The organism is Pseudomonas mucidolens, from assembly GCF_900106045.1.
GTDB classification, from domain to species: domain Bacteria; phylum Pseudomonadota; class Gammaproteobacteria; order Pseudomonadales; family Pseudomonadaceae; genus Aquipseudomonas; species Aquipseudomonas mucidolens.
Genome location: NZ_LT629802.1, coordinates 4476759 through 4502922, shown reverse-complemented (window position 1 = coordinate 4502922; position 26164 = coordinate 4476759). Strand labels below are relative to the sequence as shown.

General features: G+C 60.8%; 19 protein-coding genes. 14 read left to right on the top strand and 5 right to left on the bottom strand.

Annotated features, from left to right (window positions below; all coding sequences use genetic code 11):
* Window positions 1-18 precede the first annotated feature (18 nt).
* The 4 genes from hslV to BLU75_RS20670 form a co-directional block, all read right to left on the bottom strand.
* Window positions 19-549: an ATP-dependent protease subunit HslV gene (gene hslV / locus BLU75_RS20685; RefSeq protein ID WP_084379844.1), complete on the bottom strand. Its 531-nt coding sequence runs from the start codon at window positions 547-549 to the stop codon at window positions 19-21.
* A gap of 398 nt (window positions 550-947) precedes the next feature.
* Entirely contained in the window at window positions 948-1655 is a 708-nt protein-coding gene (locus BLU75_RS20680; RefSeq protein WP_084379843.1) for an SPOR domain-containing protein, read from the bottom strand.
* A gap of 1 nt (window position 1656) precedes the next feature.
* Complete coding sequence (gene argS, locus BLU75_RS20675; protein ID WP_084379842.1) at window positions 1657-3393, bottom strand: arginine--tRNA ligase; 1737 nt, start codon at window positions 3391-3393, stop codon at window positions 1657-1659.
* 237 nt (window positions 3394-3630) lie between these two features.
* The gene (locus tag BLU75_RS20670) at window positions 3631-5850 is read right to left on the bottom strand and encodes a primosomal protein N' (RefSeq protein ID WP_084379841.1); all 2220 of its coding nucleotides are present in this window, start codon (window positions 5848-5850) and stop codon (window positions 3631-3633) included.
* A 256-nt stretch (window positions 5851-6106) separates the two neighbouring features.
* Between BLU75_RS20670 and rpmE the strand changes: the two genes are divergently transcribed.
* The 3 genes from rpmE (at window position 6107) to BLU75_RS20655 (ending at window position 8620) form a co-directional block, all read left to right on the top strand.
* Window positions 6107-6340, top strand: coding sequence for a 50S ribosomal protein L31 (gene rpmE, locus BLU75_RS20665; protein ID WP_028621753.1), 234 nt, complete (start codon window positions 6107-6109; stop codon window positions 6338-6340).
* 10 nt (window positions 6341-6350) lie between these two features.
* Complete coding sequence (locus BLU75_RS20660; protein ID WP_084379840.1) at window positions 6351-7169, top strand: thermonuclease family protein; 819 nt, start codon at window positions 6351-6353, stop codon at window positions 7167-7169.
* 182 nt (window positions 7170-7351) lie between these two features.
* A complete protein-coding gene (locus BLU75_RS20655; protein WP_084379839.1) occupies window positions 7352-8620 on the top strand; it encodes a malic enzyme-like NAD(P)-binding protein in 1269 nt (422 codons plus the stop codon).
* 128 nt (window positions 8621-8748) lie between these two features.
* Here the strand turns inward: BLU75_RS20655 and BLU75_RS20650 are convergent, their stop codons facing one another.
* Window positions 8749-11196: a penicillin-binding protein 1A gene (locus BLU75_RS20650; RefSeq protein ID WP_373863653.1), complete on the bottom strand. Its 2448-nt coding sequence runs from the start codon at window positions 11194-11196 to the stop codon at window positions 8749-8751.
* Between the two features lie 219 nt (window positions 11197-11415).
* Between BLU75_RS20650 and pilM the strand changes: the two genes are divergently transcribed.
* The 11 genes from pilM to hemE all read left to right on the top strand — a co-directional run bounded on the left by pilM (window position 11416) and on the right by hemE (window position 26059).
* A complete protein-coding gene (gene pilM / locus BLU75_RS20645) occupies window positions 11416-12069 on the top strand; it encodes a type IV pilus biogenesis protein PilM (RefSeq protein WP_084379837.1) in 654 nt (217 codons plus the stop codon).
* Window positions 12069-12620: a PilN domain-containing protein gene (locus BLU75_RS20640; RefSeq protein ID WP_084379836.1), complete on the top strand. Its 552-nt coding sequence runs from the start codon at window positions 12069-12071 to the stop codon at window positions 12618-12620. The genes pilM and BLU75_RS20640 overlap by 1 nt, the downstream gene beginning before the upstream one ends.
* Entirely contained in the window at window positions 12617-13237 is a 621-nt protein-coding gene (locus BLU75_RS20635; protein WP_084379835.1) for a type IV pilus inner membrane component PilO, read from the top strand. Before BLU75_RS20640 ends, BLU75_RS20635 begins: the two co-directional genes overlap by 4 nt.
* Window positions 13234-13758, top strand: coding sequence for a pilus assembly protein PilP (locus tag BLU75_RS20630; protein WP_084379834.1), 525 nt, complete (start codon window positions 13234-13236; stop codon window positions 13756-13758). The genes BLU75_RS20635 and BLU75_RS20630 overlap by 4 nt, the downstream gene beginning before the upstream one ends.
* Window positions 13759-13827: 69 nt before the next feature.
* Window positions 13828-15168 (top strand): type IV pilus secretin PilQ, encoded by a 1341-nt coding sequence (locus BLU75_RS20625; protein ID WP_084379833.1) that lies wholly within the window; start codon window positions 13828-13830, stop codon window positions 15166-15168.
* 4 nt (window positions 15169-15172) lie between these two features.
* Window positions 15173-15691: a shikimate kinase AroK gene (gene aroK / locus BLU75_RS20620; RefSeq protein WP_084379832.1), complete on the top strand. Its 519-nt coding sequence runs from the start codon at window positions 15173-15175 to the stop codon at window positions 15689-15691.
* A 147-nt stretch (window positions 15692-15838) separates the two neighbouring features.
* Window positions 15839-16939, top strand: a complete 1101-nt coding sequence (gene aroB / locus BLU75_RS20615) for a 3-dehydroquinate synthase (RefSeq protein ID WP_084379831.1) — start codon at window positions 15839-15841, stop codon at window positions 16937-16939.
* 10 nt (window positions 16940-16949) lie between these two features.
* Window positions 16950-18500, top strand: coding sequence for an SPOR domain-containing protein (locus tag BLU75_RS20610; RefSeq protein WP_084379830.1), 1551 nt, complete (start codon window positions 16950-16952; stop codon window positions 18498-18500).
* Between the two features lie 352 nt (window positions 18501-18852).
* On the top strand, window positions 18853-23298 hold the full coding sequence (gltB, locus tag BLU75_RS20600) for a glutamate synthase large subunit (protein WP_084379829.1): 4446 nt from the start codon (window positions 18853-18855) through the stop codon (window positions 23296-23298).
* Between the two features lie 32 nt (window positions 23299-23330).
* Entirely contained in the window at window positions 23331-24749 is a 1419-nt protein-coding gene (locus BLU75_RS20595; protein ID WP_084379828.1) for an FAD-dependent oxidoreductase, read from the top strand.
* Window positions 24750-24991: 242 nt separating this feature from the next.
* A complete protein-coding gene (gene hemE, locus BLU75_RS20590) occupies window positions 24992-26059 on the top strand; it encodes a uroporphyrinogen decarboxylase (protein ID WP_084379827.1) in 1068 nt (355 codons plus the stop codon).
* Window positions 26060-26164 lie beyond the last annotated feature (105 nt).

Here is a 26164-nt window from a genome sequence, read left to right as displayed (position 1 = left end):
CAGGAAAAAGCCGACGGCTTATTCCGCGAGGTCCTGCTCCTCAATGGTCAGGTTATGGTTGGTGAAGACGCAGATGTCGCCGGCGATACCGAGGGCTGTCTCGACGATTTCTCGCGCCGACAGGTCGGTTTTCTTCAGCAAGGCGCTGGCTGCCGCTTGAGCGTAGCCGCCGCCGGAGCCCATGGCGATCAAACCTTGTTCGGGTTCTACAACATCGCCGTTACCGGTAATGATCAGCGAGGCGTCTTTGTTGGCGACCGCGAGCATGGCTTCCAGGCGACTGAGGGAGCGGTCGGTGCGCCATTCTTTGGCGAGTTCGACGGCGGCGCGAACCAGATGGCCCTGGTGCTTCTCCAGTTGGCCTTCGAATCGCTCGAAAAGGGTGAAGGCGTCAGCGGTGGCACCTGCAAAGCCGGCGAGGACCTGGCCGTGGTACAGGCGACGCACTTTTTTCGCGTTGCCTTTCATCACGGTATTGCCAAGGGAAACCTGGCCGTCGCCGCCCATGACGACTTTGCCGTGGCGACGAACTGAAACGATGGTGGTCAAGGGGAGAGTCTCCACGCTGCGGGGCGAAAATGCCCTGTGGAAACTGATATGGGGGTAATGAAGGAGATTTCAACCGTAGGAGTATGGCGAAGGGGCTTGTCCTGTGGCGAGGGGGCTTGTCCCCCGTTGGGGCGCGCAGCGGCCCGAAACAGACCGCACCGCTTGTCTGGAAATTTACCGTTGGGTGGGGCTGCTTCGCAGCCCAGCGGGGGACAAGCCCCCTCGCCACAGGGTAAGCCCTCATTCCACAGGGCAAATCCTCACTCCACAGGGCAAGCCCACTCCCACAGGGCAAATCCTCACTCCACAGGGCAAGCCCACTCCCACAGGGCAAACCCTCACTCCACAGGGCAAGTCCCTCACCCACAGGGTGCCATGTGCACCCGCGCGGTGTTAGATCAGCGGCTCCGGCGTTGCTGTAGCAACAAGTTGTTGAACCCTGCGCCGGCCAGTTGTTTCTGGGCTACGGTCAGTTGTTCGCGGTTGCTGAATGGCCCCACCAGCACGCGATACCAGGTCGCCTCTTTCACCGTCCCGGACTCTACCGTCACGGACTGCCCCAGCAGGATGATCTGCGCCCGCACCCGATCCGCGTCCGCCTGCTTGGGGAATGAGCCCGCTTGCAGGAAGAACTTGGTCACCGGTGCTGCTTTTGTGGTGGCGACGGGCGGTGCCGGCGGCGGGGTGATCCCGGCCAGCGCGGCCTGGGCGCGCGCGGTGTCGATTTTCGCAGCCTCCGCTGGAGTGACCGGTGTCGTCGGTACTACCGGCACTTGCGGCGTCGGCAGGGTTTTCTCCGGCACGGCGTCCTGCGGCACGATGACTTCCGATTCCGGCAGCAGGGTGTAGAAGTCATACTTGGGCTTCACTGGTGCTGTCGGACTTGGCGGTGTCTTGTTGGCTTCGGCGATCTTGGCCTTGCGCTGTTCCTGCTTGACCCGCTTGACGTCATCACCCTGGCCCGGCTCGAGCTTCATCAGGAACACGATGAACGCGCCGACCGTCAAGCCGATGACCAGCCACATCCAGCCCGGGATCGGTTTTTTTGCCGGTGCCTGGTAGCGGCTGGCGCCGCGCTTGGGTGCAGGTTTTTTCTTGGCAGCCAACTTACATACGCTCCAGAGTTTCCAGGCCCAACAATTCCAGGCCTTGCTTGAGGGTCCGTCCAGCCAGCGCGGCGAGGCGCAGGCGACTTTGCTTTTGCGCTTCGTCTTCAGCGCTCAGGATCGGGCAGTTTTCGTAGAAGCTGGAGAACAATCCGGCGACTTCGTACAGGTAAGTGCACAGAATATGCGGCGTGCCTTTCTCGCCCACACTGTTGAGCACCTCACCGAACTGCGCCAGCTTGGCCGCCAGTTCCTGTTCGTGGGACGCTTGAAGAATGATCTGGCCTTCGACCTCGCTGAAATCCTTGCCCAGCTTGCGGAATACACCCGCCACGCGGGTGTAGGCGTACAGCAGGTAGGGCGCGGTGTTGCCCTCGAAGTTGAGCATCAGTTCGAAGTTGAAGCTGTAGTCGCTGGTGCGGTGCTTCGACAGGTCGGCGTATTTCACCGCGCCGATACCCACCACGCGGGCGATGTTGCGCAGGTCGACCTCGGCCAACTCCGGGTTCTTTTCCTTCACCAGGTTGTAGGCGCGCTCCTGGGCTTCGTTCAGCAGGTCAATCAGCTTTACGGTGCCGCCGTCGCGGGTCTTGAACGGACGGCCGTCGGCGCCGTTCATGGTGCCGAACCCCATGTGTTCCATGTGCATCGGGTGAGTGACGAAGCCGGCGCGGCGCGCCACTTCGAACACCTGCTGGAAGTGCAGGGCCTGGCGCTGATCGACAAAATACAGGGCGCGATCGGCTTTCAGCACGCTGCTGCGGTAGCGCACGGCCGCCAGATCGGTGGTGGCGTACAGGTAGCCGCCGTCGGCCTTGACGATGATCACCGGCAGCGGCTCGCCGTCGGCGGTCTTGAATTCTTCGAGGAACACGCACTGGGCGCCGTTGCTCTCTACCAACAGGCCTTTGGCCCTGAGGTCGTTGACCACGTTGATCAGGTCGTCGTTGTAGGCGCTTTCGCCCATTACGTCAGCCATGCTCAGCTTGACGTTCAGCAGTTCGTAGATTTCCTGGCAGTGGGACAGGGAAATATCCCGGAAGCGGTTCCACAGTTCCAGGCATTCGGCGTCGCCGGCTTGCAACTTGACCACTAGGCCGCGGGCGCGGTCGGCGAATTCTTCGGATTCGTCGAAACGTTTCTTGGCGGCACGGTAGAAATTTTCCAGATCCGACAACTCGTTGCTGGTGATCGGGTTTTCCTGCAGGTACGCCATCAGCATGCCGAACTGGGTGCCCCAGTCGCCCACGTGGTTCTGGCGGATCACAGTGTCACCGAGAAACTCCAGGGCTCGCGCCACGCCGTCACCGATGATGGTCGACCGCAAGTGGCCAACGTGCATTTCCTTGGCCAGGTTGGGGGCGGACAGGTCAATGACCACACGCTGGGCATTGCCGGCCTTGCGCGCGCCGATGTTCGCATCGGCCAGCGCGGCGTCGAGGCGCGCGGCCAGGGCCTGGGTGTTCTGGAAAATATTGATAAAGCCCGGGCCGGCGATTTCAGCCTTGCTGACTTGTGGGTCGGCAGGCAATGCGGCGATGATTTTTTCCGCCAAGTCTCGCGGTTTCATGCCCGCAGGCTTGGCCAGCATCATCGCGATGTTGCTGGCGAAGTCGCCGTGGGTCTTGTCGCGGGTATTTTCCACCTGGATCGCCGGCGTCAGGCCTTCAGGCAACACACCTTCGTTGACGAGTTGGGTGATGGCTTGTTGGATCAGCTGGCGAATGGTGTCTTTCATGGTGTTCTCTATCGACCGCAAGCGGCGGCGCGCGATGCGCAGGTGGAAAAACTGGACATTATCCGTTGCGAGGGCGGGCTTGCCAACCGTTCCGGACCTGTGGAGCCTTTAAAGATGACCCTGCTCCCTGTAGGAGCGGACTTGTCCGCGAAAATCGTCAACGATAACGCTGGTTTACTGATTTAACGTGGCGCTCTGGGGTTTTTCGCGGGCAAGCCCGCTCCTACAGTGGAGCGATCAATACAAATCTACCGGGTCCACATCCAGCGACCATCGCACCTGACGACCGCTGGGCATTTGCTCCAGCGCAAGTAACCAGCTGCTTAACAGGCGATGCAGCGGCGCCCGGGCGCTCGCTTGCAAGAGTAGCTGCGCGCGATAACGTCCGGCACGCCGCTCCATCGGTGCCGGCACAGGACCCAGCAACTCGATGCCGGTCAGCCCCAGTTCATCCAGCAAACGTTCCGCCTCGCTGCAGGCCTGATCCAGAAAACCCTCGGCCTGCCCCGGTTTATGGGCCTCGGCGCGCAACAGGGCGAGGTGCGCAAACGGCGGCAGGCCGGCGCCGCGGCGTTCGCTCAGGGCCTGCTCGGCGAAGGCGAAGTAGCCTTGCTCGGTCAGTTGGATCAACAATGGATGATCTGCCAGGTGAGTCTGGATGATCACTTTGCCGGGCTCTTCCGCACGCCCTGCACGACCGGCGACCTGGACGATCAATTGCGCCATGCGTTCACTGGCCCGAAAGTCCCCGGAAAACAACCCGCCGTCGGCATCCAGGATCGACACCAGTGTCACCCGTGGAAAGTGATGCCCTTTGGCAAGCATCTGCGTGCCTACCAGAATGCACGGCTGGCCTTTCTGGATCGTTGCGAACAATTGATTCATCGCGTCCTTGCGCGATGTACTGTCGCGGTCCACGCGCAATACCGGATAGTCGGGGAACAGGATTCCCAACCGCTCTTCGGCGCGCTCGGTGCCCGCGCCAACCGGACGCAAGTCGACCTTGCCACACTGCGGGCAATGGCGCGGCACCCGTTCAACATGGCCGCAGTGATGGCAGCGCAACTCGCCGGAACGTTGGTGCACGGTCATCCGTGCATCGCAGCGGTTGCACTCTGACATCCAACCGCAGTCGTGGCACAGCAACGTCGGCGCGAAGCCCCGGCGGTTGAGGAACACCAGCACTTGCTGGCCGGCGGCGAGAGTCTGGCCAATGGCCTGTTGCATCGGTCCGGAAATGCCGCTGTCCAGCGGGCGGCTTTTCACGTCCAGGCGCAGGAAGCGCGGTTGCTTGGCGCCACCCGCGCGCTCATTCAGGTGCAGCAGGCCGTAACGTCCGGTGTGGGCGTTGTGCAGGCTTTCCAGCGAGGGTGTCGCCGAGCCCAGCACAATCGGGATATTTTCCTGGCGCGCCCGTACCAGTGCCAGGTCGCGGGCGTGATAGCGCAGACCTTCCTGCTGCTTATAGGAGCCGTCGTGTTCTTCGTCGATGATGATCAGGCCCGGGTTCTTCATCGGTGTGAACAGCGCCGAGCGGGTGCCGATAATGATGTCGGCCTCGCCGTCGCGCGCCGCCAGCCACGACTCCAGGCGCTCGCGGTCGTTGACCGCCGAGTGCACCAGGGCGATCCGTGCATTGAAGCGCTGTTCGAAACGCGCCAGGGTCTGAGGGCCGAGGTTGATCTCGGGGATCAGCACCAATGCCTGTTTGCCGGCTTCCAGGGTTTCGCGGATCAACTGCAAATAGACTTCGGTCTTGCCGCTGCCGGTCACGCCGGCCAGCAGGAACGCATGAAAACTGTCGGCGCTCGCGCTGATGGCCTCGAAGGCGGCGCGCTGCTCCGGGTTAAGCGGCAGCTCCGGCTGGGCCAGCCAGTGTTCATGGCGCTCGCCGGGCGCGTGTCGGCGCACTTGCACTTGCACCAGGTCCTTGGCCAGCAACAGGTCGAGGCTGTCCTTGCTCAGCATCAGCTTGCTCAAGAGCTGGTGTGCCACGCCGTGGGGGTGTTGCGCCAGGGTTGCCAGGGCTTCACGTTGACGCGGGGCGCGGGCGATGCGCGGGTCGTCGAGGCGTGCGCCGGGGGCGATTGACCAGAAGCGTTCCTGGCGCGCTTCGGCCAGTTCGCCCTGACGCAACAGCACCGGCAGCGCCCAGCTCAGGGTGTCGCCCAGGCTGTGCTGGTAATACTGCGACGTCCACAGGCACAGTTTGAACAGCGCTGGCGGCAACGGTGGCGTGGTGTCCAGCAGGGCCAGGGCCGGCTTGAGTTTTTCGGCGGGGACTTCGCTGTGGTCGGCGATTTCCACCAGGATGCCGATCATCTCGCGGCGCCCGAACGGCACCCGCACGCGCATCCCAGGTGCCAATTGCGAGCGCAATACGCCGGCCGGGGCTCGGTAATCGAACAGGCGGCGCAGGGGCGAAGGCAGGGCGAGGCGCAAAATGGCGTCGGGCACGCGTGAAATTCTCGTCAGCAGGAGGTGAAGAAGGTCGCGAGCCTAGCAGACCGGTGATGGAGGTGTCCCGCCTCTGATGGCCGGCCTGGTTCCCGCGAGAGGCGGTCTGCGCCGCAATTATCGTGCGGTTTTCTGATGAAAGGGCCGGTCACGCGGCTTGCGCGTTTAAAAAGGTCTGGTAGAATCCGCGGCCTAATTACGTGCGGTATTCGACAATAGTGTTGAGTGGCGGCACGCTAGCCTCGAGGAATACACCATGAAAGCCGATATCCATCCAGCATACGAAACCATCGAAGTAACCTGCAGCTGCGGTAACAAGTTCGAAACCCGTTCGAACCTGTGCAAGCCACTGGGTACTGACGTATGCAACGAGTGCCACCCGTTCTACACCGGTAAGCAGAAGACTCTGGATACTGGCGGTCGTGTACAGCGCTTCGCTGACCGTTTCGGTGCTTTCGGTAAAGCTAAAGCTCCTGCTGCAGCTGAGTAAGGCAAGCCACGTGAAAAGCCTGCGCGGCTTTTCTTCGTTGGTAAAGAAGGCGCCCCTTGCGGGCGCCTTTTTTGTGTCCGCGACTTGGCTGGTGCCCGTCCAGGCCGAGGTGTTTTGCCCGGCGCCGGCCGCCATCGGTACCTTCAAGGTCCAGCGGGTGGTGGATGGCGACACCGTGCGCCTGACAGACGGCCGCAGTGTGCGGATGATCGGTGTCAACGCCCCGGAAACCGGCAAGAAAGGCCGTTCCGACGAGCCTTTCGCCGTGGCCGCGCGCCAGCGCTTGCAAGCGCTGGTTGACGCCAGCGACGGCCGGGTGGGCATGGTTCTCGGGCGTGAGAGCAAGGACCGTTACGGGCGGACCCTGGCGCACCTTTATGACGCCAGCGGTGCCAATCTGGAGGCCCGGTTACTCGCCGAAGGCCTGGGTTTTCTGGTGGCGGTCGCGCCTAACGTCGATCTGGTTGCCTGCCAGCAGGCTGCCGAGCGCAGCGCCCGTCAGGCCCGATTGGGGCTGTGGCGGCAGTCGCCGGTGCAAAAGGTCACGCAGATCGAGCGTTCCGGCTTCGCGGTGGTCAGTGGGCGAGTGAGCAAGGTCGAACGCAATCGTGGCGGAATCTGGATCGAATTGCAGGACTCGCTGGTATTGCGAATTGCACCCAATCTGGTGAAACACTTCGACAGCGTCTCGCTCAAGCGCCTGCAGGGCCAGCATATCGAGGCCCGGGGCTGGGTGTTGGATCGTTCCCGACGCGGCGGTTTGAAAAAAGGTCAGGCTCGCTGGCTGCTGCCCTTGACCGATCCTGGGATGTTGCAAGTGGCGCCCTGAGAAAAAATTGTAGACATTTTTTTGGCTGATTGTGAACAGTTGAGCCCTTGCGGGCCGTGGCTCTTGGCCAAAAGTCGTAGGGTAGGGCTCTTGACACCTGTGACTGCCCAGTCTTGTAGGGACTTTGCGACACGCGTATCCTCGGCGGTCCGTCGTCTAACAGTAAAAAGCGGAATGCCGATATGTCTGATTTGAAAACTGCCGCTCTCGAATATCACGCCCATCCTCGTCCAGGAAAGCTGAGTGTCGAGCTCACCAAAGCCACTGCTACCGCGCGCGACCTGTCGCTGGCGTACAGCCCCGGTGTAGCAGAGCCTGTGCGCGAAATCGCCCGCGATCCCGAACTGGCCTACAAATACACCGGCAAGGGCAATCTGGTTGCAGTCATTTCCGATGGCACCGCGATTCTCGGTCTGGGCAACCTCGGGCCATTGGCTTCTAAGCCGGTCATGGAAGGCAAGGGCGTGCTGTTCAAGCGCTTTGCCGGCATCGACGTATTCGACATCGAAGTTGACTCCGAAAGCCCACAAGCTTTCATCGACACCGTAAAACGCATTTCCATCACCTTCGGTGGCATCAACCTGGAAGACATCAAGGCACCTGAGTGCTTCGAGATCGAAAAGGCCCTGATCGAACAATGTGACATCCCGGTATTCCACGATGACCAGCACGGCACCGCGATCGTTACCGCGGCCGGCATGATCAACGCCCTGGAAATTGCCGGCAAGACCCTGGCTGACGCGAAGATCGTCTGCCTCGGCGCTGGCGCTGCGGCCATCTCCTGCATGAAGCTGATCATCAGCATGGGCGCCAAGCTGGAAAACATCTACATGGTCGACAGCAAGGGCGTGATCCAGTCCGAGCGTACCGATCTGAACCAGTACAAGGCGATGTTTGCCCATCCGTCCTCCAAGCGCACCCTGGCTGAAGCGCTGGACGGTGCTGACGTGTTCGTCGGCCTGTCCGGTCCGAACCTGTTGAGCGCCGAAGGCCTGAAGTCCATGGCGCCGAATCCGATCGTGTTTGCCTGCTCCAACCCTGATCCTGAAATCTCGCCGGAACTGGCGCATGCCACCCGTAGCGACGTGATCATGGCCACCGGTCGTTCGGACTACCCGAACCAGGTCAACAACGTACTGGGCTTCCCGTTCATCTTCCGTGGTGCCCTGGACGTTCGCGCCAAGCGCATCAACGAAGAAATGAAAGTGGCGGCCGCCAACGCCCTGCGCGAACTGGCCAAGCTGCCGGTACCTCAGGACGTGTGCGACGCTTACGGCGGCACCAAGTTGGAGTTCGGGCGTGAGTACATCATCCCGAAACCCATGGATAAGCGCCTGATCACCCTGATCTCCGATGCCGTGGCCAAAGCCGCGATCGAGACCGGTGTGGCGACCCTGCCGTATCCGAAGCACTACCCGCTGCAAAGCGTGGATGATGTGTTCAGCGGTTAAGTCCTTGTAGCGCACCAAGAAAAAGCCCCGGCTCTCGCGAGTCGGGGCTTTTTGTTATCTGGCGATCATCTAAATGTGGGAGCGAGCAAGCGCTCCCACCTTGGTTTTGTGTCAGGCCGCAGATTGAGTCAGAACAAATCAATCGGCGCCGCTTCGTCGGCCGGCAATGGGCTGCCTGGGGCAATGCCATTCCCCAGTTCACTGATCGACGGCGGCGTGTCTTCGCTCTTGAACAGTTCGAAGTACGCGTTCGGCGTGCCTGGTACCGCGGTTCGACCACTGACTGGATCAATCCGCAAACTCAGGATGCCTTCGGGCTCAGGCAGGTTGTGGGTCGGTTTGTCCTTGAGCGCCGCGCCCATGTAGCTCATCCAGATCGGCAGTGCGACGGTGCCGCCATACTCCCGCCGACCGAGACTTTCCGGCTGGTCATAACCGGTCCAGACGGTGGTGATGTAATCCGCGTTATAGCCGGAGAACCACGCATCCTTGGACTCGTTGGTGGTACCGGTCTTGCCTGCAAGATCAGTACGACCCAGGGCCAGGGCGCGACGTCCGGTGCCGCGTTTGATCACGTCTTGCAGAATGCTGTTGAGGATATAGACGGTGCGGCCGTCGACAACCTGCTCCGCGACTGCAGGTGTTTGCGCAGCTGGGGCCGGGGCAGTGTCCGTGGGCGTCGTGCCCGGCGCAGGCTCGATGGTGATGCCGTCGTTGGCCGGCGCGGCCAGGCCGTCGCTGGCGGCGGTGCCGTTGGGGACGCTGGGCGGGTTGGCGACGAACAGTGTCTCGCCGTTGCGGCTCTCGATCTTGTCGATCAGGTAAGGCGTGACCTTGTAGCCACCGTTGGCGAAGACGCTCCAGCCGGTCGCGATTTCCATCGGTGTGAGGGTTGCAGTTCCCAAGGCCAGGGACAGGTTGGGCGGCAGATCCTGCTTGTTGAAGCCAAAGCGGGTCATGTAATCGATGGTCTTGCCCACGCCCATCGCCTGCAGCAGGCGGATCGATACCAGGTTGCGGGACTTGTACAGCGCCTCACGGACCCGGATTGGGCCGAGGAAGGTGTTGGTGTCGTTCTTTGGTCGCCAGACTTTATCCAGATACTCATCGACAAACACGATAGGTGCATCGTTGACCAGGCTGGCGGCGGTGTAGCCACTGTCCAGGGCCGCGCTGTAGATAAAGGGCTTGAAGCTGGAACCCGGTTGGCGCTTGGCCTGGATCGCACGGTTGTAGTTGCTTTGCTCGAAGGCAAAGCCGCCCACCAGGGCGCGGATGGCGCCGTTCTGCGGGTCGAGTGACACCAGTGCGCCCTGGGCGACCGGGACCTGGCTGAACTTCAGGCTGTCATCCGCCTGGCGCTGCACGCGGATCAGGTCGCCGACTTGGGCCACATCCGATGCCTGCTTGGGCACCGGGCCCATGCTGTTGGTGTTCAAGAACGGACGTGCCCATTTCATCGTGTCCCAGGCCACGTGGGCTTCGCCGCTGCGGGTCAGCACCTGGAGGCCATCTTTATTCACTTGGGTAACGATGGCCGGCTCGAGACCGCTGATCGGGCGCTGTTTGCCCAGCTCCAGTGTCCAGGCACTCAAGGTCTTGCCCGGCAGGCGCGATTCGGGGCCGCGGTAGCCATGGCGCTGATCATAGGTGATCAGGCCTTCATGGACCGCGTTGTTGGCGATTTCCTGCAAGTTGCTCGGAATGGTCGTGGTAACGCGGAAACCTTCGGTGTAGGCCTCGCTGCCATAACGCCCGACCATCTCCGCGCGAGCCATTTCAGCGATATACGGCGCGCTCACTTCTGGTGTCTGCACGTGATAGCTGGCGTTCAATGGCTCCGCTACGGCGGTTTCGTAGGTGTTCTGGTCGATTTTGCCCAGCTTGTACATGCGCCCCAGGATCCAGTCGCGACGCTCCTTGCTGCGGGCCGGGTTGGCCAGCGGGTTAAAGCGCGATGGGGTCTTGGGCAGGCCTGCAATCATTGCCATCTGTGCCAGGCTGATGTCGCGAATCGACTTGCCGTAATACACCTGGGAGGCGGCTTCGATGCCGTAGGCGCGGTTGCCCAGATAGATCTTGTTGACGTACAGCTCAAGGATTTCATCCTTGGTCAGTTGGCGTTCGATCTGCAGCGCCAGGAGGATTTCCGTGGCCTTGCGGGAAAAACTGCGTTCACTGGTGAGGAAGTAGTTCTTCGCCACCTGCATGGTGATGGTGCTACCGCCCGACTGAATGTGTCCGCTTTTTATCAGTTGCGTGGTTGCCCGGATCAGGCTGCTGGGATCCACGCCGTGGTGATTGGCGAAGTTATCGTCTTCGGCCGACAGCAGGGCGTTGATGAAATTGGGGGGGATATCGGCAAAGCTGATCGGGGAGCGGCGCATTTCGCCGAATTCCGCGATCAGTTTTTCATCGCTGCTGTAGACCCGCAAAGGAATCTGCAACTGGATGCTTCTCAGGGCCTCTACCGAGGGCAACCCCGGACTAAGATAGAGATAGGCGCCGCTGAGCACGAGCAACAGCCCGCAAACCATCGCGACAACGGAGTACCCGAAAAACTTCAGCAGACGAATCAAGGCTTTTGGATTTCCAGAGAAAAGAATGAGTTAGGTGTCGGGGGTAAACACGACAAGCGATGGAGCGACCCGACCTGCAGAAAAAGCGGAAAAAAAACGCTGGGCATTAAAGCACTTTTCGACTTGGGGCGTCATGAGCGCCGCGCAACCGAGCCGACCGAATGCATCTTCAAGGCATTGACCAACCCTGAGACACGGAAAGCGTTAGGGAGTTTTATGGTAAAGGGATTTTTCAGGCGAAGAGCCGATACCGTGCTGGGTGTCGACATCAGTGATAGGGGAGTGAGCGTGCTGGAACTGGCGCGTTCCGGTGCCGGATACAGGGTGCGCGCCTATGCGACCCAGTCTTTTTCGGGGCGTGTCGTGGTCGACAGCAATATCCTTGATCTGGAGGTTGTCGCGCAGACCGTTTCCAAGGCATTGTCTCGGGCGCAAACATCGATCAGGCATGCAGCCGTGGCCGTGGCGGGGCCGTCGGTGATTACCCGTGTCGTCGAGATGGAGGCCGGGCTGAAACCTGGCGAAATGGAGCAGAGAGTGCGAGGTGAGGCCGATCAGTACATTCCTTATCCGTTGGATGAGGTGGCGATCGACTTTCATGTTCAGGGGCCATCGTCGCGTGACCCTGCTTATGTCGATGTATTGCTTGCCGCCTGCCTCAAGGAGCAGGTGGAGGCACGTGAAGCCGTACTGGCCCTGGCTGGCCTGGCCACGCGAATAGTGGATGTCGAGGCGTTTGCCCTGGCGCGGATGACCGATACAGTGGTTGCCTGTATCGCACCGGGGAGTGGGATCAATAGTGCACAATGGGCTGCCGATGCCCAGGAATTGCGGGTCGCCTGCGGTCTGGCCCTCAGGAGTTTTGATTGATGACGAGAATCAACCTTTTACCCTGGCGCGAAGAACAGGCTGAACGCCGGCGCAAGTACTTTCTGGTGTTTTTGTTGGCTGTCGCGCTTGTGGTGCTGGCTGCCATATGGCTGGCAGATCGTGTCATCGACCGGGCGATCGATCGCCAGGTGGCCCGTAATAACCACTTGAGCAAGCAAGTCACGGTGCTTGATTCACGGATCAAGACCATTGATGAGCTGCGTGAGCAGCGCCGGCAATTGATGGAGCGCATGAAGGTTGTCGAGGACCTGCAAGGCGATCGCTCGTCGGGCGGGCGGCTGTTTGACGAGTTGGCCCGTGCGGTACCCGATGGCGTGCAGTTGCACGAAGTCAGCGTCAGTGGAACATCGGTCGAGATCAGCGGAACGGCGGCCTCCACCCACGATGTTGCCCGCCTCATGCGCAGCCTGGAAGAGTCCTCGGGCTTGCAGGATCCCGGCTTGCGGCATGTGCGGGCCGACGATGCGGGAGCTGGCAATGCCTTCCAGCTGAGGGTACGTCAGAGGGCTTCAGGCGAGGCGGAGCAGTGACTCTGCTGTCCGGCCCGCTGGGGTCGGTTGTCCCGCTGTTCTCCACGCTGTACCACGCTGCCGGCCAATGGCCCTGGCCTGCCAAGATGCTGGTGGGAGGAGCGCTCGCCAGTCTGTTATGGCTGTCGGGCGACGCCTTTTACCTGAACGGGGCGCGGGAACAGTTGCACCGCCAGGAAATTCGAGAGCTGGCATTGCGCGAACAATTTGCCGACAAAGCTGTTCAGTCCGCTCGTCTTGAAGTCTTGTCCCGTCAGCTTGAGGTCATGCGCGGCGCATTTTCCGAGCAGTTGCATCGATTGCCCTCCGCGACCGAAGTACCCAGCCTGCTTGAAGATATTGCGCGCCTGGGGCTGACCAGCGGTTTGACACTGGAGGAGCTCAGGCTGTTGGATGAGCAGGTCCAGCCGCTCTATGCCGAGCTGCCGATTCAGATCAGCCTCATCGGGACCTATCATGACTTGGCGACCTTCATCAGCGCTGTGGCCGAGTTACCGCGCATCGTCACCTTGCATGACTTCCTCATCCGCCCCGCCGGTGGGCGGGATGCCGGGTTGCTGCACCTGAAGATGTTGGCCAAGACCTATCGTTACAGCGCTCCGAGGCCGTTGCCATGAGCGGCCTCGATGCTGCGTGCCTGGGGTTGGCGCTGATATTCCTGGCGGGCTGTGAAAATCACGCCGACCTGCAAGCGTTGAAGGATCAATTGCAGGTCATTCGTCAGCAAGTGCCCGTGCCGTCTGCGGAGGCGCCGTTGGCGGCCGCTCCAGGCCGGCGCTTTGTCTATGATCCGGTGTCCCTGCGTGACCCGTTCCAGCCGCCGCACAAACCTCTTGGTCGTCCGGCCGGTCGGCCTGGACGTGCGCCGGATCCAGGGCGTCCCCGGCAGTTTCTGGAAGGTTTTGCTGTCGATGATTTCCAGATGGTCGGTACATTGACCTTTGGGGCGCGGGTGTTTGCCCTGCTACGCGGCACTGTGGGCGTGCATCGCCTGGAGGTGGGCGATTATCTGGGTGGGGATCATGGGCGCGTGGTGGCGATCCATGAGGGGCAAGTGGATATCGTCGAGCTTTTTCCGGATGGACAGGGCGAGTGGCTGGAACGCTCGCGAACGTTGGTTTTGAACGTGAATTCATAACGGAACTAAAAAATGAAAAGGACTTTTTCGTCCTTCGGTGTGGCGCTATGGATAGCGTTCGCAGCACCGATGGTCATCGCCGTGCCCAATCGGGTCGAGCTGATTCAACTTCCACCGCCTGGTGCTGCGTCGCTGAGTAACGGACGTGGCGCGTTTACCGGCGATAAATTATCCCTCAACTTCCAGAACATCGAGGTCCGCGCTGTCTTGCAGCAGATCGCCGACGTTGCCGGCCTCAATCTGGTGGCCGCTGATGATGTCGGCGGCTCGATTACCTTGCGTCTCAAAGACGTACCGTGGGACCAGGCGCTGGATCTGGTGCTGCAAGCCAAGGGGTTGGACAAGCGGGTGAGCGCTAACGTGCTGTTGGTGGCATCGGCGCAGGAATTGGCCGAGCGTGAGTTGCGGGCTCTGGAGTCGCGCAGGCAGTTGACTGAACTGGCACCGCTGCGGCGCGAGCTGCTGCAAGTCAACTATGCCAATGCCGCGCAACTGGCCAAGTTGTTCCAGTCGGTGAGCGGCCTGGAAGGCGCGTCCGATGAACGTGGTTCGGTGGCGGTGGATGATCGGACCAACAACATCATCGTCTACCAAACCCAGGAGCGCCTGGACGAGTTGCGGCATATCGTTGCGCAACTGGATATTCCGATTCGCCAGGTCATGATCGAGGCGCGGATCGTCGAAGCCAATGTCGATTACGACAAGAGTACGGGCGTGCGCTGGGGAGGGCTGATACAGAATAAGGGCAATTGGAGCGGTGGCGGCATCAATAACGGATCTTCAGAGGAGGCCGGGCAGTCGGAGAGTACGCCCAGTTCACCGTTTGTCGACTTGGGCGTGGTCAATGGCTCGTCCGGCCTCGGTATCGCTTTTATCACCGATAACGTGCTGCTCGATCTGGAGCTGACGGCGATGGAAAAAACCGGTAACGGTGAAATCGTCTCGCAGCCCAAAGTGGTCACGTCCGACAAGGAAACCGCGCGGATCCTCAAGGGCACCGAGATTCCCTACCAGGAGTCCAGTTCCAGCGGGGCTACCTCGGTGTCGTTCAAGGAGGCTTCGTTATCCCTGGAGGTGACGCCGCAAATCACCCCGGACGACCGGGTAATCATGGAGGTGAAAGTCACCAAGGATGAGCCTGACTACCTGAATAAACTCAACGACGTGCCGCCCATCAAGAAAAACGAGGTCAATGCCAAGGTGCTGGTCAAGGATGGCGAGACCATTGTCATTGGCGGCGTTTTCTCGAAAACTCAAAGCAACGTGGTAGATAAAGTGCCATTTTTGGGTGATGTGCCGTATCTTGGCCGCCTTTTCCGGCGGGATGTGGTCTCGGAGAAAAAATCCGAGCTGCTGGTATTCCTGACTCCGCGTATTATGAATAACCAGGCGATTGCTGTGAGTCGTTGATTCTGTGCGAAATTTGATTCTTGTTGGACCGATGGGGGCTGGAAAAAGCACCATCGGCCGTTTGCTGGCCAAAGAGCTGCGCCTGCCATTCAAAGACTCCGATAAGGAAATTGAATTGCGCACGGGCGCCAATATCCCGTGGATCTTCGATAAGGAAGGTGAGCTGGGCTTTCGTGATCGCGAACAGGCAATGATTGCCGAGTTGTGTGGTTGCGACGGCGTGGTCCTGGCCACTGGCGGTGGCGCGGTGATGCGCGAAGAGAACCGGCGGGCGCTGCATGCCGGCGGTCGGGTGATCTATTTGCATGCATCGGTCGAACAACAAGTGGGGCGTACCGCGCGTGACCGCAATCGCCCACTGCTGCGCACGGCCAACCCCGAGAAAACCCTGCGCGATTTGCTGGCGCTGCGCGATCCGCTTTATCGGGAAATCGCCGATCTGGTGGTACAAACCGATGAGCGGCCACCGCGAATGGTGGTTCTCGATATTCTTGATCGCTTGCAGCAACTGCCGCCCCGTTAAAGCCAGGGCCGAAATGCGCTATTCTCGGCGACGCGTCATGATCGTCCGGGTTGTGGCGTAGAGCCATCAGGCAGCGTCGGGTCTCGAGGTTGCCGACAACGTTAATGCAGGGCGGGATGCCTGCTTCCATCTTCCACGTGGGGACACATGCAGACACTTAAGGTCGATCTTGGCGAGCGCAGCTACCCGATCCACATTGGCGAAGGTTTGTTGGACCAGCCCGAGTTGCTTGCACCGCACATTGCCGGGCGACAAGTGGCGATTATCTCCAATGAGACGGTGGCGCCGCTCTATCTCGAGCGTCTGAGTCGCAGTCTTGAGGCCTATTCGGTGATCTCGGTGATCCTGCCCGACGGCGAAGCCTTCAAGAACTGGGAAACCCTGCAATTGATCTTCGATGGCCTGCTCACTGCTCGCCACGACCGCCGCACCACGGTAATCGCACTCGGTGGCGGGGTTATTGGTGATATGGCCGGCTTTGCGGCGGCCTGTTACCAGCGTGGCGTGGACTTCATCCAGGTGCCCACGACGCTGTTGTCGCAAGTCGACTCATCGGTGGGTGGCAAAACCGGGATCAATCATCCGCTGGGCAAAAACATGGTGGGTGCGTTCTATCAGCCCAATGCGGTGCTGATCGATACGGCGACGCTCAACACGCTGCCGCCGCGCGAGCTATCGGCCGGTCTGGCCGAAGTGATCAAGTACGGTCTGATCTGCGACGAGCCGTTCCTCGCCTGGCTTGAAGAGCACCTCGATGCCTTGCGCAATCTGGATCAGGTGGCGCTGACCGAGGCGATTTCCCGCTCCTGCGCAGCCAAGGCGCTGGTGGTCAATGCCGACGAGCGTGAGTCCGGCGTGCGGGCCACGTTGAACCTGGGTCATACCTTCGGCCATGCGATCGAAACCCACATGGGCTATGGTGTGTGGCTGCATGGAGAAGCCGTGGCTGCTGGCACAGTGATGGCGCTGGAGATGTCGCAACGCCTGGGCTGGATCAGTGTCCAAGAGCGTGACCGTGGTATCCGCCTGTTCCAGCGCGCCGGGTTGCCGGTCATTCCTCCCGAGGAAATGACCGAGGCTGATTTTCTCGAACACATGGCGATAGACAAGAAAGTGATCGACGGTCGTTTGCGTCTGGTGCTGTTGCGCCGAATGGGCGAAGCGGTGGTGACCGACGATTATCCGAAAGAGATTCTACAGGCCACGTTGGGAGCGGATTACCGCCTCCTGGCCCAGCTTAAAGGTTAACCAGATCCCGATGACTAGTTTGCATGCCGACGAGGCGTTTCTCGGCCATTACCAGCTAAACCACGACCCTTTTGCTCCTCGGGTGCCTGGTTTCAAGTTTTTCCCTGCACAACGCAAGCCGGTGTTGGGGCAACTGCACCACCTGGCGCGCTACAGCCAGCTATTGCTGGTGGTCACCGGGCCACTGGGCAGCGGCAAGACCCTGTTGCGTCAGGCGCTGGTTGCCAGCACCAACAAACAGTCAGTGCAGAGCGTGGTGGTCTCCGCCCGTGGCGCGGGTGACGCGGCAGGCGTCCTGCGCCAGGTTGCGCAGGCCCTTGACGTCTCGGATGCGGAGCCGACAGCGATCCTCAAGCAGGTAGTCCAGCTGGGGCTGACCGGCCAGGAAGTTTATCTGCTGGTGGATGATGCCGAGCAGCTCGACGAATCGGCGCTGGATGCATTGCTGGCCCTGGCGGCCGGAACGCCTGAAGGTCGTCCGCATGTTTTCCTGTTCGGTGAGTCGTCGCTGATCGCCGATCTAGAGCAATTGGGTGGCGAGGAAGAGCGTTTCCATGTCATCGAATTACAGCCCTACGAAGAAGAAGAAACCCGCGAATATCTGGCCCAGCGTCTTGAAGGCGCCGGGCAAGGCATCGAACTTTTCTCCGCTCAGCAGATCTCTGATATTCACGAAAGCTCCGATGGATGGCCGGGCACCATCAACCAGGTCGCCCGGGATACGATGATCGAAGCGATGATAGCCAGCCGTTCAGCGGTCAAGCGTCCAAAGATGGGGTTTACCATGCCGAAGAAACACGTACTGGCCATTTCTGCTGTTGTCGTGGTTGCCGTCGCCGCCGCCTGGTTGATTCCAGGTCGCAGCAAAGCACCGACAGCGCCAGGCGCGCCTACCGAACAGGCGCAGTTGCCGTTGGGCAAGCCGACCACTAATGATGCGCCAGCCGTTGAGTTTGCAGGTTCTGGCCAGCCGACTGAGTTGCCAATGGTGGGGCAGCCGGTGATGCGTGGCCCGTTGGCGGAAGAAGCCGGCGCTATCGCCGAAGGCGACGACGGCGTACCGGTGGAAGGCGCCAGCGGCACTCCGCCGACCGTCACCACTGTTGCTCCGCCGTCTGGCGCGGCTGCCGACCCGGCACCAGCCCCGACTCCCGCGCCAGCCCCGACTCAGATTGCAGCGGCCAAGCCGGCTCCAGTCCCTGCCCCGACGCCGAAGCCTGCTCCGGCCGCCAAGCCTGCTGAAAAACCGGTAACCGTGGCCAAGGCTGCCGCCGGCAGTGGCTGGTATGGCAGTCAGCCAGCGAAGAACTATGTGGTCCAGATCCTTGGCACCAGTTCCGAAGCCAGCGCGCAAAACTTCATCAAGGAACAGGGTGGCGAGTACCGCTACTTCAAGAAGGACCTCAACGGCAAACCGTTCTATGTGGTCACCTACGGCAACTTTGCCAACCGTGATGCAGCCGTTAGCGCCATCAAGGCCTTGCCAGCGAAGGTTCAGGCTGGTAAACCTTGGCCTCGCACTGTCGCCAGCGTCCAACAGGAACTGGCAGCAACTCGCTGAAGATTCGGCGGCCTTACCCAGGCCGCCTCTCCCGGCACCTCAAAAAAACACCAAGTGCGTGCAGTCCCTGCGGACCGCGCGCTTTGTGGTGTCTGCGCCACAGTAGTTTTGAGTCGCGGCGGTCAGAATTAAAAAAGTTTTGACTAGCACAGCGTATCGCTTTAAACCTTTCATAGATGCGACATAGATTTGCGACATTTCGTCGCCAAATTTGTGAGCGTCTGTGTCGGTGTGTACAATGACCTCCCTTTTGCCCCCCGCTAAGCCGGCGTACGTTCGGTGTGGAAGGTAACAGGTTGAATTAAAAAGAAATTTGCCTCGAAACAAGAGGCAGCCTGGTGAGAAAGTGTCTATGAAAGCAGGTCTGTACCAACCCGATGAATTCAAGGATAACTGCGGTTTCGGCCTGATTGCCCATATGCAGGGCGAACCCAGTCATACCCTTCTGCAAACGGCCATCGAGGCCCTGACCTGCATGACCCACCGTGGTGGGATCAACGCCGATGGCAAGACCGGTGACGGCTGCGGCTTGCTGATTCAAAAGCCCGACCAGTTCCTGCGCGCCATCGCCAAGGAAACCTTTGGTGTCGATTTGCCCAAGCAGTACGCCGTGGGCATGGTGTTCTTCAATCAGGACCCGGTGAAAGCCGAAGCGGCTCGCGAGAACATGAATCGCGAGATCCTGGCTGCCGGCCTGCAACTCGTCGGCTGGCGCAAAGTACCGATCGACACCAGCGTCCTTGGCCGTCTGGCCCTGGAGCGCCTGCCACAGATCGAACAGGTGTTCATCGCAGGCGACGGCCTGAGCGACCAGGACATGGCGATCAAGCTGTTCACCTCCCGTCGTCGCTCGTCCGTGGCCAATGCCCTGGATACCGATCACTACATCTGCAGCTTTTCGCACAAGACCATCATTTATAAAGGCCTGATGATGCCGGCGGACTTGACCGCCTTCTATCCGGACCTTAGCGATGAGCGCCTACAAACCGCGATCTGCGTGTTCCACCAGCGCTTCTCCACCAACACGCTGCCGAAATGGCCGCTGGCCCAGCCTTTCCGCTTTCTCGCCCACAACGGCGAGATCAACACCATTACCGGCAACCGCAACTGGGCCGTGGCCCGTCGCACCAAGTTCGCCAACGACCTGATGGACCTCGAGGAACTCGGCCCGCTGGTTAACCGCGTGGGGTCCGACTCCTCCAGCATGGACAACATGCTTGAACTGATGGTTACCGGCGGCATTGACCTGTTCCGTGGCGTGCGCATGATCATTCCGCCTGCGTGGCAGAACGTCGAGACCATGGACCCCGATCTGCGGGCGTTCTATGAGTACAACTCGATGCACATGGAGCCGTGGGACGGCCCGGCCGGCGTGGTAATGACCGATGGCCGCTACGCCGTCTGCCTGCTGGACCGTAACGGTCTGCGCCCGGCGCGCTGGGTGACTACCACCAATGGCTTCATCACCCTGGCGTCGGAAGTCGGCGTGTGGAACTACCAGCCTGAAGATGTCATCGCCAAAGGCCGCGTCGGTCCTGGCCAGATCCTCGCCGTGGACACCGAGACCGGGCAGATCCTCGACACCGACGCCATCGACAACCGCTTGAAGTCGCGCCATCCGTACAAGCAATGGCTGCGCAAGAACGCCCTGCGCATCCAGGCGACCATGGAGGACAACGACCACGGCTCGGCGTTTTACGACGTCGATCAGCTCAAGCAGTACATGAAGATGTACCAGGTCACGTTCGAAGAGCGCGACCAAGTGCTGCGCCCATTGGGTGAGCAAGGCTACGAGGCCGTCGGTTCGATGGGCGACGACACGCCAATGGCCGTGCTGTCCCAGCGCGTTCGCACGCCGTACGACTATTTCCGCCAGCAGTTCGCCCAGGTGACTAACCCGCCGATCGACCCGCTGCGCGAAGCTATCGTCATGTCCCTGGAAGTTTGCCTCGGTGCCGAGCGCAACATCTTCCAGGAGTCGCCTGAGCACGCCTCCCGTGTGATCCTCAGCTCGCCGGTGATTTCCCCGGCCAAGTGGCGTTCGTTGATGAACCTGGAGCGTCCGGGCTTCGACCGCCAGATCATCGACCTGAACTACGACGAAAGCCTTGGCCTCGAAGCCGCGGTGCGCAACGTCGCCGACCAGGCCGAAGAAGCGGTGCGCGCCGGCCGTACCCAGATCGTGCTGACCGACCGTCACATCGCGCCGGGCAAGTTGCCGATCCACGCCTCGCTAGCCACCGGCGCGGTCCACCACCGCCTGACCGAAAAAGGCCTGCGCTGCGACTCCAACATCCTTGTGGAAACCGCGACTGCCCGTGACCCGCATCACTTCGCGGTGCTGATCGGTTTCGGCGCCTCGGCGGTCTATCCGTTCCTCGCGTACGAGGTGCTGGGTGACCTGATCCGCACCGGTGAAGTGCTGGGCGACCTCTACGAGGTATTCAAGAATTACCGCAAAGGCATCACCAAGGGCCTGCTGAAGATCCTGTCGAAGATGGGCATCTCCACCGTGACGTCCTACCGTGGCGCGCAGTTGTTCGAAGCCATCGGCCTGTCGGAAGAAGTCTGCAACATGAGCTTCCGTGGTGTGCCGAGTCGCATCAAGGGCGCGCGTTTCGTCGACCTCGAAGCTGAACAGAAAGCCCTCGCTGGCGAAGCCTGGAGCGCGCGCAAGCCGATCCAGCAAGGTGGCCTGCTCAAGTTCGTGCACGGTGGCGAATATCACGCCTACAACCCGGACGTGGTCAACACCCTGCAAGCCGCCGTGCAGCAGGGCGACTATGCCAAGTTCAAGGAATACACCGCGCTGGTGGATAACCGTCCGGTGTCGATGATTCGCGACCTGTTCAGGGTGAAGACCCTGGACACGCCGATGGACATCGACCTGGTCGAGCCACTGGAGTCGATCCTCAAGCGTTTCGACTCCGCCGGTATTTCCCTCGGCGCCTTGTCGCCTGAGGCTCACGAAGCTCTCGCCGAAGCGATGAACCGCCTGGGCGCGCGTTCCAACTCCGGCGAAGGCGGTGAAGACCCGGCACGCTACGGCACCATCAAGAGCTCGAAGATCAAGCAAGTGGCGACCGGGCGTTTCGGGGTCACCCCGGAATACCTGGTCAACGCCGAAGTGCTGCAGATCAAGGTCGCCCAGGGTGCCAAGCCAGGTGAAGGCGGCCAACTGCCGGGTGGCAAGGTCAACGGCCTGATCGCCAAACTGCGTTATGCGGTGCCGGGCGTGACCCTGATTTCACCGCCGCCGCACCATGACATCTACTCGATCGAGGATTTGTCGCAGCTGATTTTCGACCTCAAACAAGTCAATCCGCAGGCGCTGGTCTCGGTGAAGCTGGTAGCGGAAGCCGGGGTCGGCACTATCGCCGCCGGTGTGGCCAAGGCCTATGCCGACCTGATCACCATCTCCGGTTACGACGGCGGCACCGGCGCATCGCCGCTGACCTCGATCAAGTACGCTGGCGCGCCTTGGGAGCTGGGCCTGGCCGAGACTCACCAGACCCTGCGTGGCAACGACCTGCGCGGCAAGGTTCGGGTGCAGACCGACGGCGGCCTGAAAACCGGCCTCGACGTGATCAAGGCCGCCATCCTCGGCGCCGAGAGCTTCGGCTTCGGCACCGCGCCAATGATCGCCCTGGGCTGCAAATACCTGCGCATCTGTCACCTGAACAACTGCGCCACCGGCGTCGCGACGCAGAACGAAAAGCTGCGCAAGGATCACTACATCGGCACGGTCGACATGGTGGTGAATTTCTTCACCTACGTCGCCGAAGAAACCCGAGAGTGGCTGGCCAAGTTGGGCGTGCGCTCACTCGAAGAGTTGATCGGGCGTACCGATCTGCTGGACATCCTCGAGGGCCAGACCGCCAAGCAACATCACCTGGATCTGACACCGCTGTTGGGCAGCGATCACATTCCGGCGGACAAACCACAGTTCTGCGAAGTGGACCGTAACCCGCCGTTCGACAAAGGCCTGCTGGCCGAGAAGATGGTCGAGATGGCCGCTTCGTCGATCAACGACGCCAGCGGTGGCGAATTTGCCCTGGATATCTGCAACTGCGACCGTTCCATCGGTGCACGGATCTCCGGCGAAATTGCACGCAAGCATGGCAACCAAGGCATGGCCAAGGCGCCGATCACATTCCGCTTCAAGGGCACCGCCGGCCAGAGCTTCGGGGTCTGGAACGCCGGTGGCCTGCACATGTACCTGGAAGGTGACGCCAACGACTACGTCGGCAAGGGCATGACGGGTGGCAAGCTGGTGATCGTCCCGCCGGCCGGTAGCGTCTACCAGACGCAGGACAGCGCGATTGTCGGGAACACCTGCCTGTACGGCGCCACCGGTGGCAAGTTGTTCGCCGCCGGTACCGCCGGCGAGCGTTTCGCCGTGCGTAACTCGGGTGCCCACACCGTGGTGGAAGGCACTGGCGATCACTGCTGCGAATACATGACCGGAGGCTTCGTCGCCGTTCTGGGCAAGACCGGCTACAACTTCGGTTCGGGCATGACCGGCGGTTTCGCCTATGTGCTGGACCAGGACAACACCTTCGTCGACAAGGTCAACCACGAGTTGGTCGAGATCCAGCGGATCAGCGGCGAAGCCATGGAATCCTACCGTAACCACTTGCAGCACGTGCTGGACGAATACGTCGAGGAAACAGGCAGCGAATGGGGTCGTAACCTCGCTGAAAACCTCGATGATTACTTGCGTCGTTTCTGGCTGGTCAAGCCCAAGGCTGCCAACCTGAAATCGTTGCTTTCCAGCACCCGTGCCAACCCGCAGTGATATGCGCCTGAAGAGTTTGATGAGGTTTTAACATGGCTGAACGTCTGAATAACGACTTCCAGTTCATCGATGTCGGGCGCAAGGATCCGAAGAAGAAACTGTTGCGTCAACGCAAGAAAGAGTTCGTGGAAATCTACGAACCCTTCAAACCCCAGCACTCGGCCGATCAGGCCCACCGTTGCCTGGGATGCGGTAACCCGTATTGTGAATGGAAGTGCCCGGTGCACAACTTCATTCCCAACTGGCTGAAACTGGTGGCAGAGGGCAACATCCTCGCCGCCGCCGAGCTGTCGCACCAGACCAACACTCTGCCGGAAGTCTGCGGCCGGGTGTGTCCGCAAGACCGTCTGTGCGAGGGCGCCTGCACCCTTAACGACGGTTTTGGCGCGGTGACCATCGGTTCGGTCGAGAAGTACATCACCGACACCGCGTTCGCCATGGGCTGGCGTCCGGACATGTCCAAGGTCAAGCCGACCGGCAAGCGCGTCGCGATCATCGGCGCGGGCCCGGCTGGCCTGGGCTGTGCCGACGTGCTGGTGCGTGGCGGCGTGACGCCGGTGGTGTTCGACAAGAACCCGGAAATCGGTGGCCTGCTGACCTTTGGCATCCCCGAGTTCAAGCTGGAAAAAACCGTGCTGAGCAATCGTCGCGAAGTCTTTACCGGCATGGGCATCGAGTTCCGCCTGAACACCGAGATCGGCAAAGACGTGACCATGGAGCAACTGCTCGAAGAATACGATGCGGTATTCATGGGCATGGGCACCTACACCTACATGAAGGGCGGTTTTGCCGGTGAGGATCTGCCGGGTGTCTACGATGCCTTGGATTTCCTGATCGCCAACGTCAACCGTAACTTGGGCTTTGAAAAGTCGCCGGAAGATTTCGTCGACATGAAAGGCAAGAAGGTCGTGGTGCTGGGCGGTGGTGACACCGCGATGGACTGCAACCGCACGTCGATCCGCCAGGGCGCCAAGTCGGTGACTTGTGCTTATCGGCGTGACGAAGCCAACATGCCGGGCTCGCGCAAAGAGGTGAAGAACGCCAAGGAAGAAGGCGTGAAATTCCTCTACAACCGTCAGCCGATCGCTATCGTCGGTGAAGACAAGGTTGAGGGCGTGAAGGTGGTCGAGACCCGTCTCGGCGAACCCGACGCCCGTGGCCGTCGCAGCCCCGAGCCGATCCCGGGTTCCGAAGAGATCATCCCGGCTGACGCCGTGGTCATCGCGTTCGGTTTCCGCCCGAGCCCAGCGCCGTGGTTCGAGCAGTTCGAAATCCAGACCGACAGCCAGGGCCGTGTCGTCGCGCCCGAACTGGGCCAGTACAAACACCAGACCAGCAACCCGAAAATCTTCGCCGGTGGCGATATGGTGCGCGGCTCCGACCTGGTGGTAACGGCGATCTTCGAAGGCCGTAATGCCGCCGAAGGGATCCTGGATTACCTTCAAGTCTGACCCTGATCCCAGCTGGAAATGGGATCAAAATGTGGGAGGAGGTTTGCTCCCGATAGCGGTGTATCAGTCACCAGATTCATTGACTGACACACTGCTATTGGGAGCAAGCCCCCTCCCACATTTGCTTTGCGGCGCGTTCATGCCCGCGACAAATTGCCCCTATAGACAAAAGGCACGGCTCACTCCGTGCCTTTTACGTCCGGCTCTGAGAAAATGCCCGTACTTTTTTTGCGGATGCCGACATGACTGCCCTCAAGAACGACCGTTTCCTTCGTGCCCTGCTCAAGCAACCCGTGGACGTCACCCCCGTGTGGATGATGCGTCAAGCCGGTCGCTACCTGCCGGAATACCGTGCCAGCCGCGCTCACGCCGGTGATTTCATGAGCCTGTGCATGAACCCGGAGTTTGCGTGCGAAGTCACGATGCAGCCGCTGGATCGCTATCCACAATTGGACGCGGCGATTCTCTTCTCCGATATCCTGACCATCCCGGATGCCATGGGCCAAGGCCTGTACTTCGAAACCGGCGAAGGTCCGCGTTTCAAGAAAGTCGTCAGCACCCTGGCCGACATCGAAGCCCTGCCGATCCCCGACCCCCACAAGGACCTGGGTTACGTGATGGACGCGGTCAGCACCATTCGCCGCGAACTGAACGGCCGCGTACCGCTGATCGGCTTCTCCGGCAGCCCGTGGACCCTGGCCACCTACATGGTCGAAGGCGGCTCGTCGAAAGACTTCCGCAAGACCAAGGCCATGCTCTACGACAACCCGCAGGCCATGCACCTGCTGCTGGACAAACTGGCGCAGTCGGTCATCTCTTACCTCAACGGCCAGATCATGGCCGGCGCGCAAGCGGTGCAGATCTTCGATACCTGGGGCGGCAACCTGTCGGCGGCGGCGTACCAGGAGTTCTCCCTGGCTTATATGCGCAAAATCATCAGCGGCCTGATCCGCGAACACGAAGGCCGCAAGGTCCCGGTGATTCTGTTCACCAAGAATGGCGGCCTGTGGCTCGAAAGCATCGCTGATGCCGGCGCCGATGCCCTGGGCCTGGACTGGACCTGTGATATCGGCGAAGCCCGCCGTCGCGTCGGTAACCAGGTCGCCCTGCAAGGCAACATGGACCCAACGGTGCTGTACGCCAAGCCCGAGGCAATCCGCACTGAAGTCGGCCGCATCCTCGCCAGCTACGGCAAGGGCACCGGACATGTGTTCAACCTCGGCCACGGCATCACGCCGGAAGTCGACCCAGAACATGCCGGCGCGTTCCTGCGTGCGGTGCATGAGCTGTCAGCGCAGTATCACGAGTGATCGCGGCCCAATAAAAAATGCCCGAAGAACCCCGTATTACCGTTCAGCCAAGCTTTTGTAGGAGCGAGCTTGCTCGCGAAAAACGTCAACGATAACGCGTGCATT

Bases quoted from the DNA above. Each gene is read 5' to 3' on its own strand.
- hemE (WP_084379827.1), top strand. From the start codon at position 24,992: ATGACTGCCCTCAAGAACGACCGTTTCCTTCGTGCCCTGCTCAAGCAA.
- BLU75_RS20655 (WP_084379839.1), top strand. From the start codon at position 7,352: ATGTCTGATTTGAAAACTGCCGCTCTCGAATATCACGCCCATCCTCGT.
- BLU75_RS20595 (WP_084379828.1), top strand. From the start codon at position 23,331: ATGGCTGAACGTCTGAATAACGACTTCCAGTTCATCGATGTCGGGCGC.
- gltB (WP_084379829.1), top strand. From the start codon at position 18,853: ATGAAAGCAGGTCTGTACCAACCCGATGAATTCAAGGATAACTGCGGT.
- BLU75_RS20630 (WP_084379834.1), top strand. From the start codon at position 13,234: ATGAGCGGCCTCGATGCTGCGTGCCTGGGGTTGGCGCTGATATTCCTG.
- argS (WP_084379842.1), bottom strand. From the start codon at position 3,393: ATGAAAGACACCATTCGCCAGCTGATCCAACAAGCCATCACCCAACTC.
- aroB (WP_084379831.1), top strand. From the start codon at position 15,839: ATGCAGACACTTAAGGTCGATCTTGGCGAGCGCAGCTACCCGATCCAC.
- BLU75_RS20625 (WP_084379833.1), top strand. From the start codon at position 13,828: ATGGTCATCGCCGTGCCCAATCGGGTCGAGCTGATTCAACTTCCACCG.
- BLU75_RS20610 (WP_084379830.1), top strand. From the start codon at position 16,950: ATGACTAGTTTGCATGCCGACGAGGCGTTTCTCGGCCATTACCAGCTA.
- rpmE (WP_028621753.1), top strand. From the start codon at position 6,107: ATGAAAGCCGATATCCATCCAGCATACGAAACCATCGAAGTAACCTGC.
- pilM (WP_084379837.1), top strand. From the start codon at position 11,416: ATGGTAAAGGGATTTTTCAGGCGAAGAGCCGATACCGTGCTGGGTGTC.
- BLU75_RS20640 (WP_084379836.1), top strand. From the start codon at position 12,069: ATGACGAGAATCAACCTTTTACCCTGGCGCGAAGAACAGGCTGAACGC.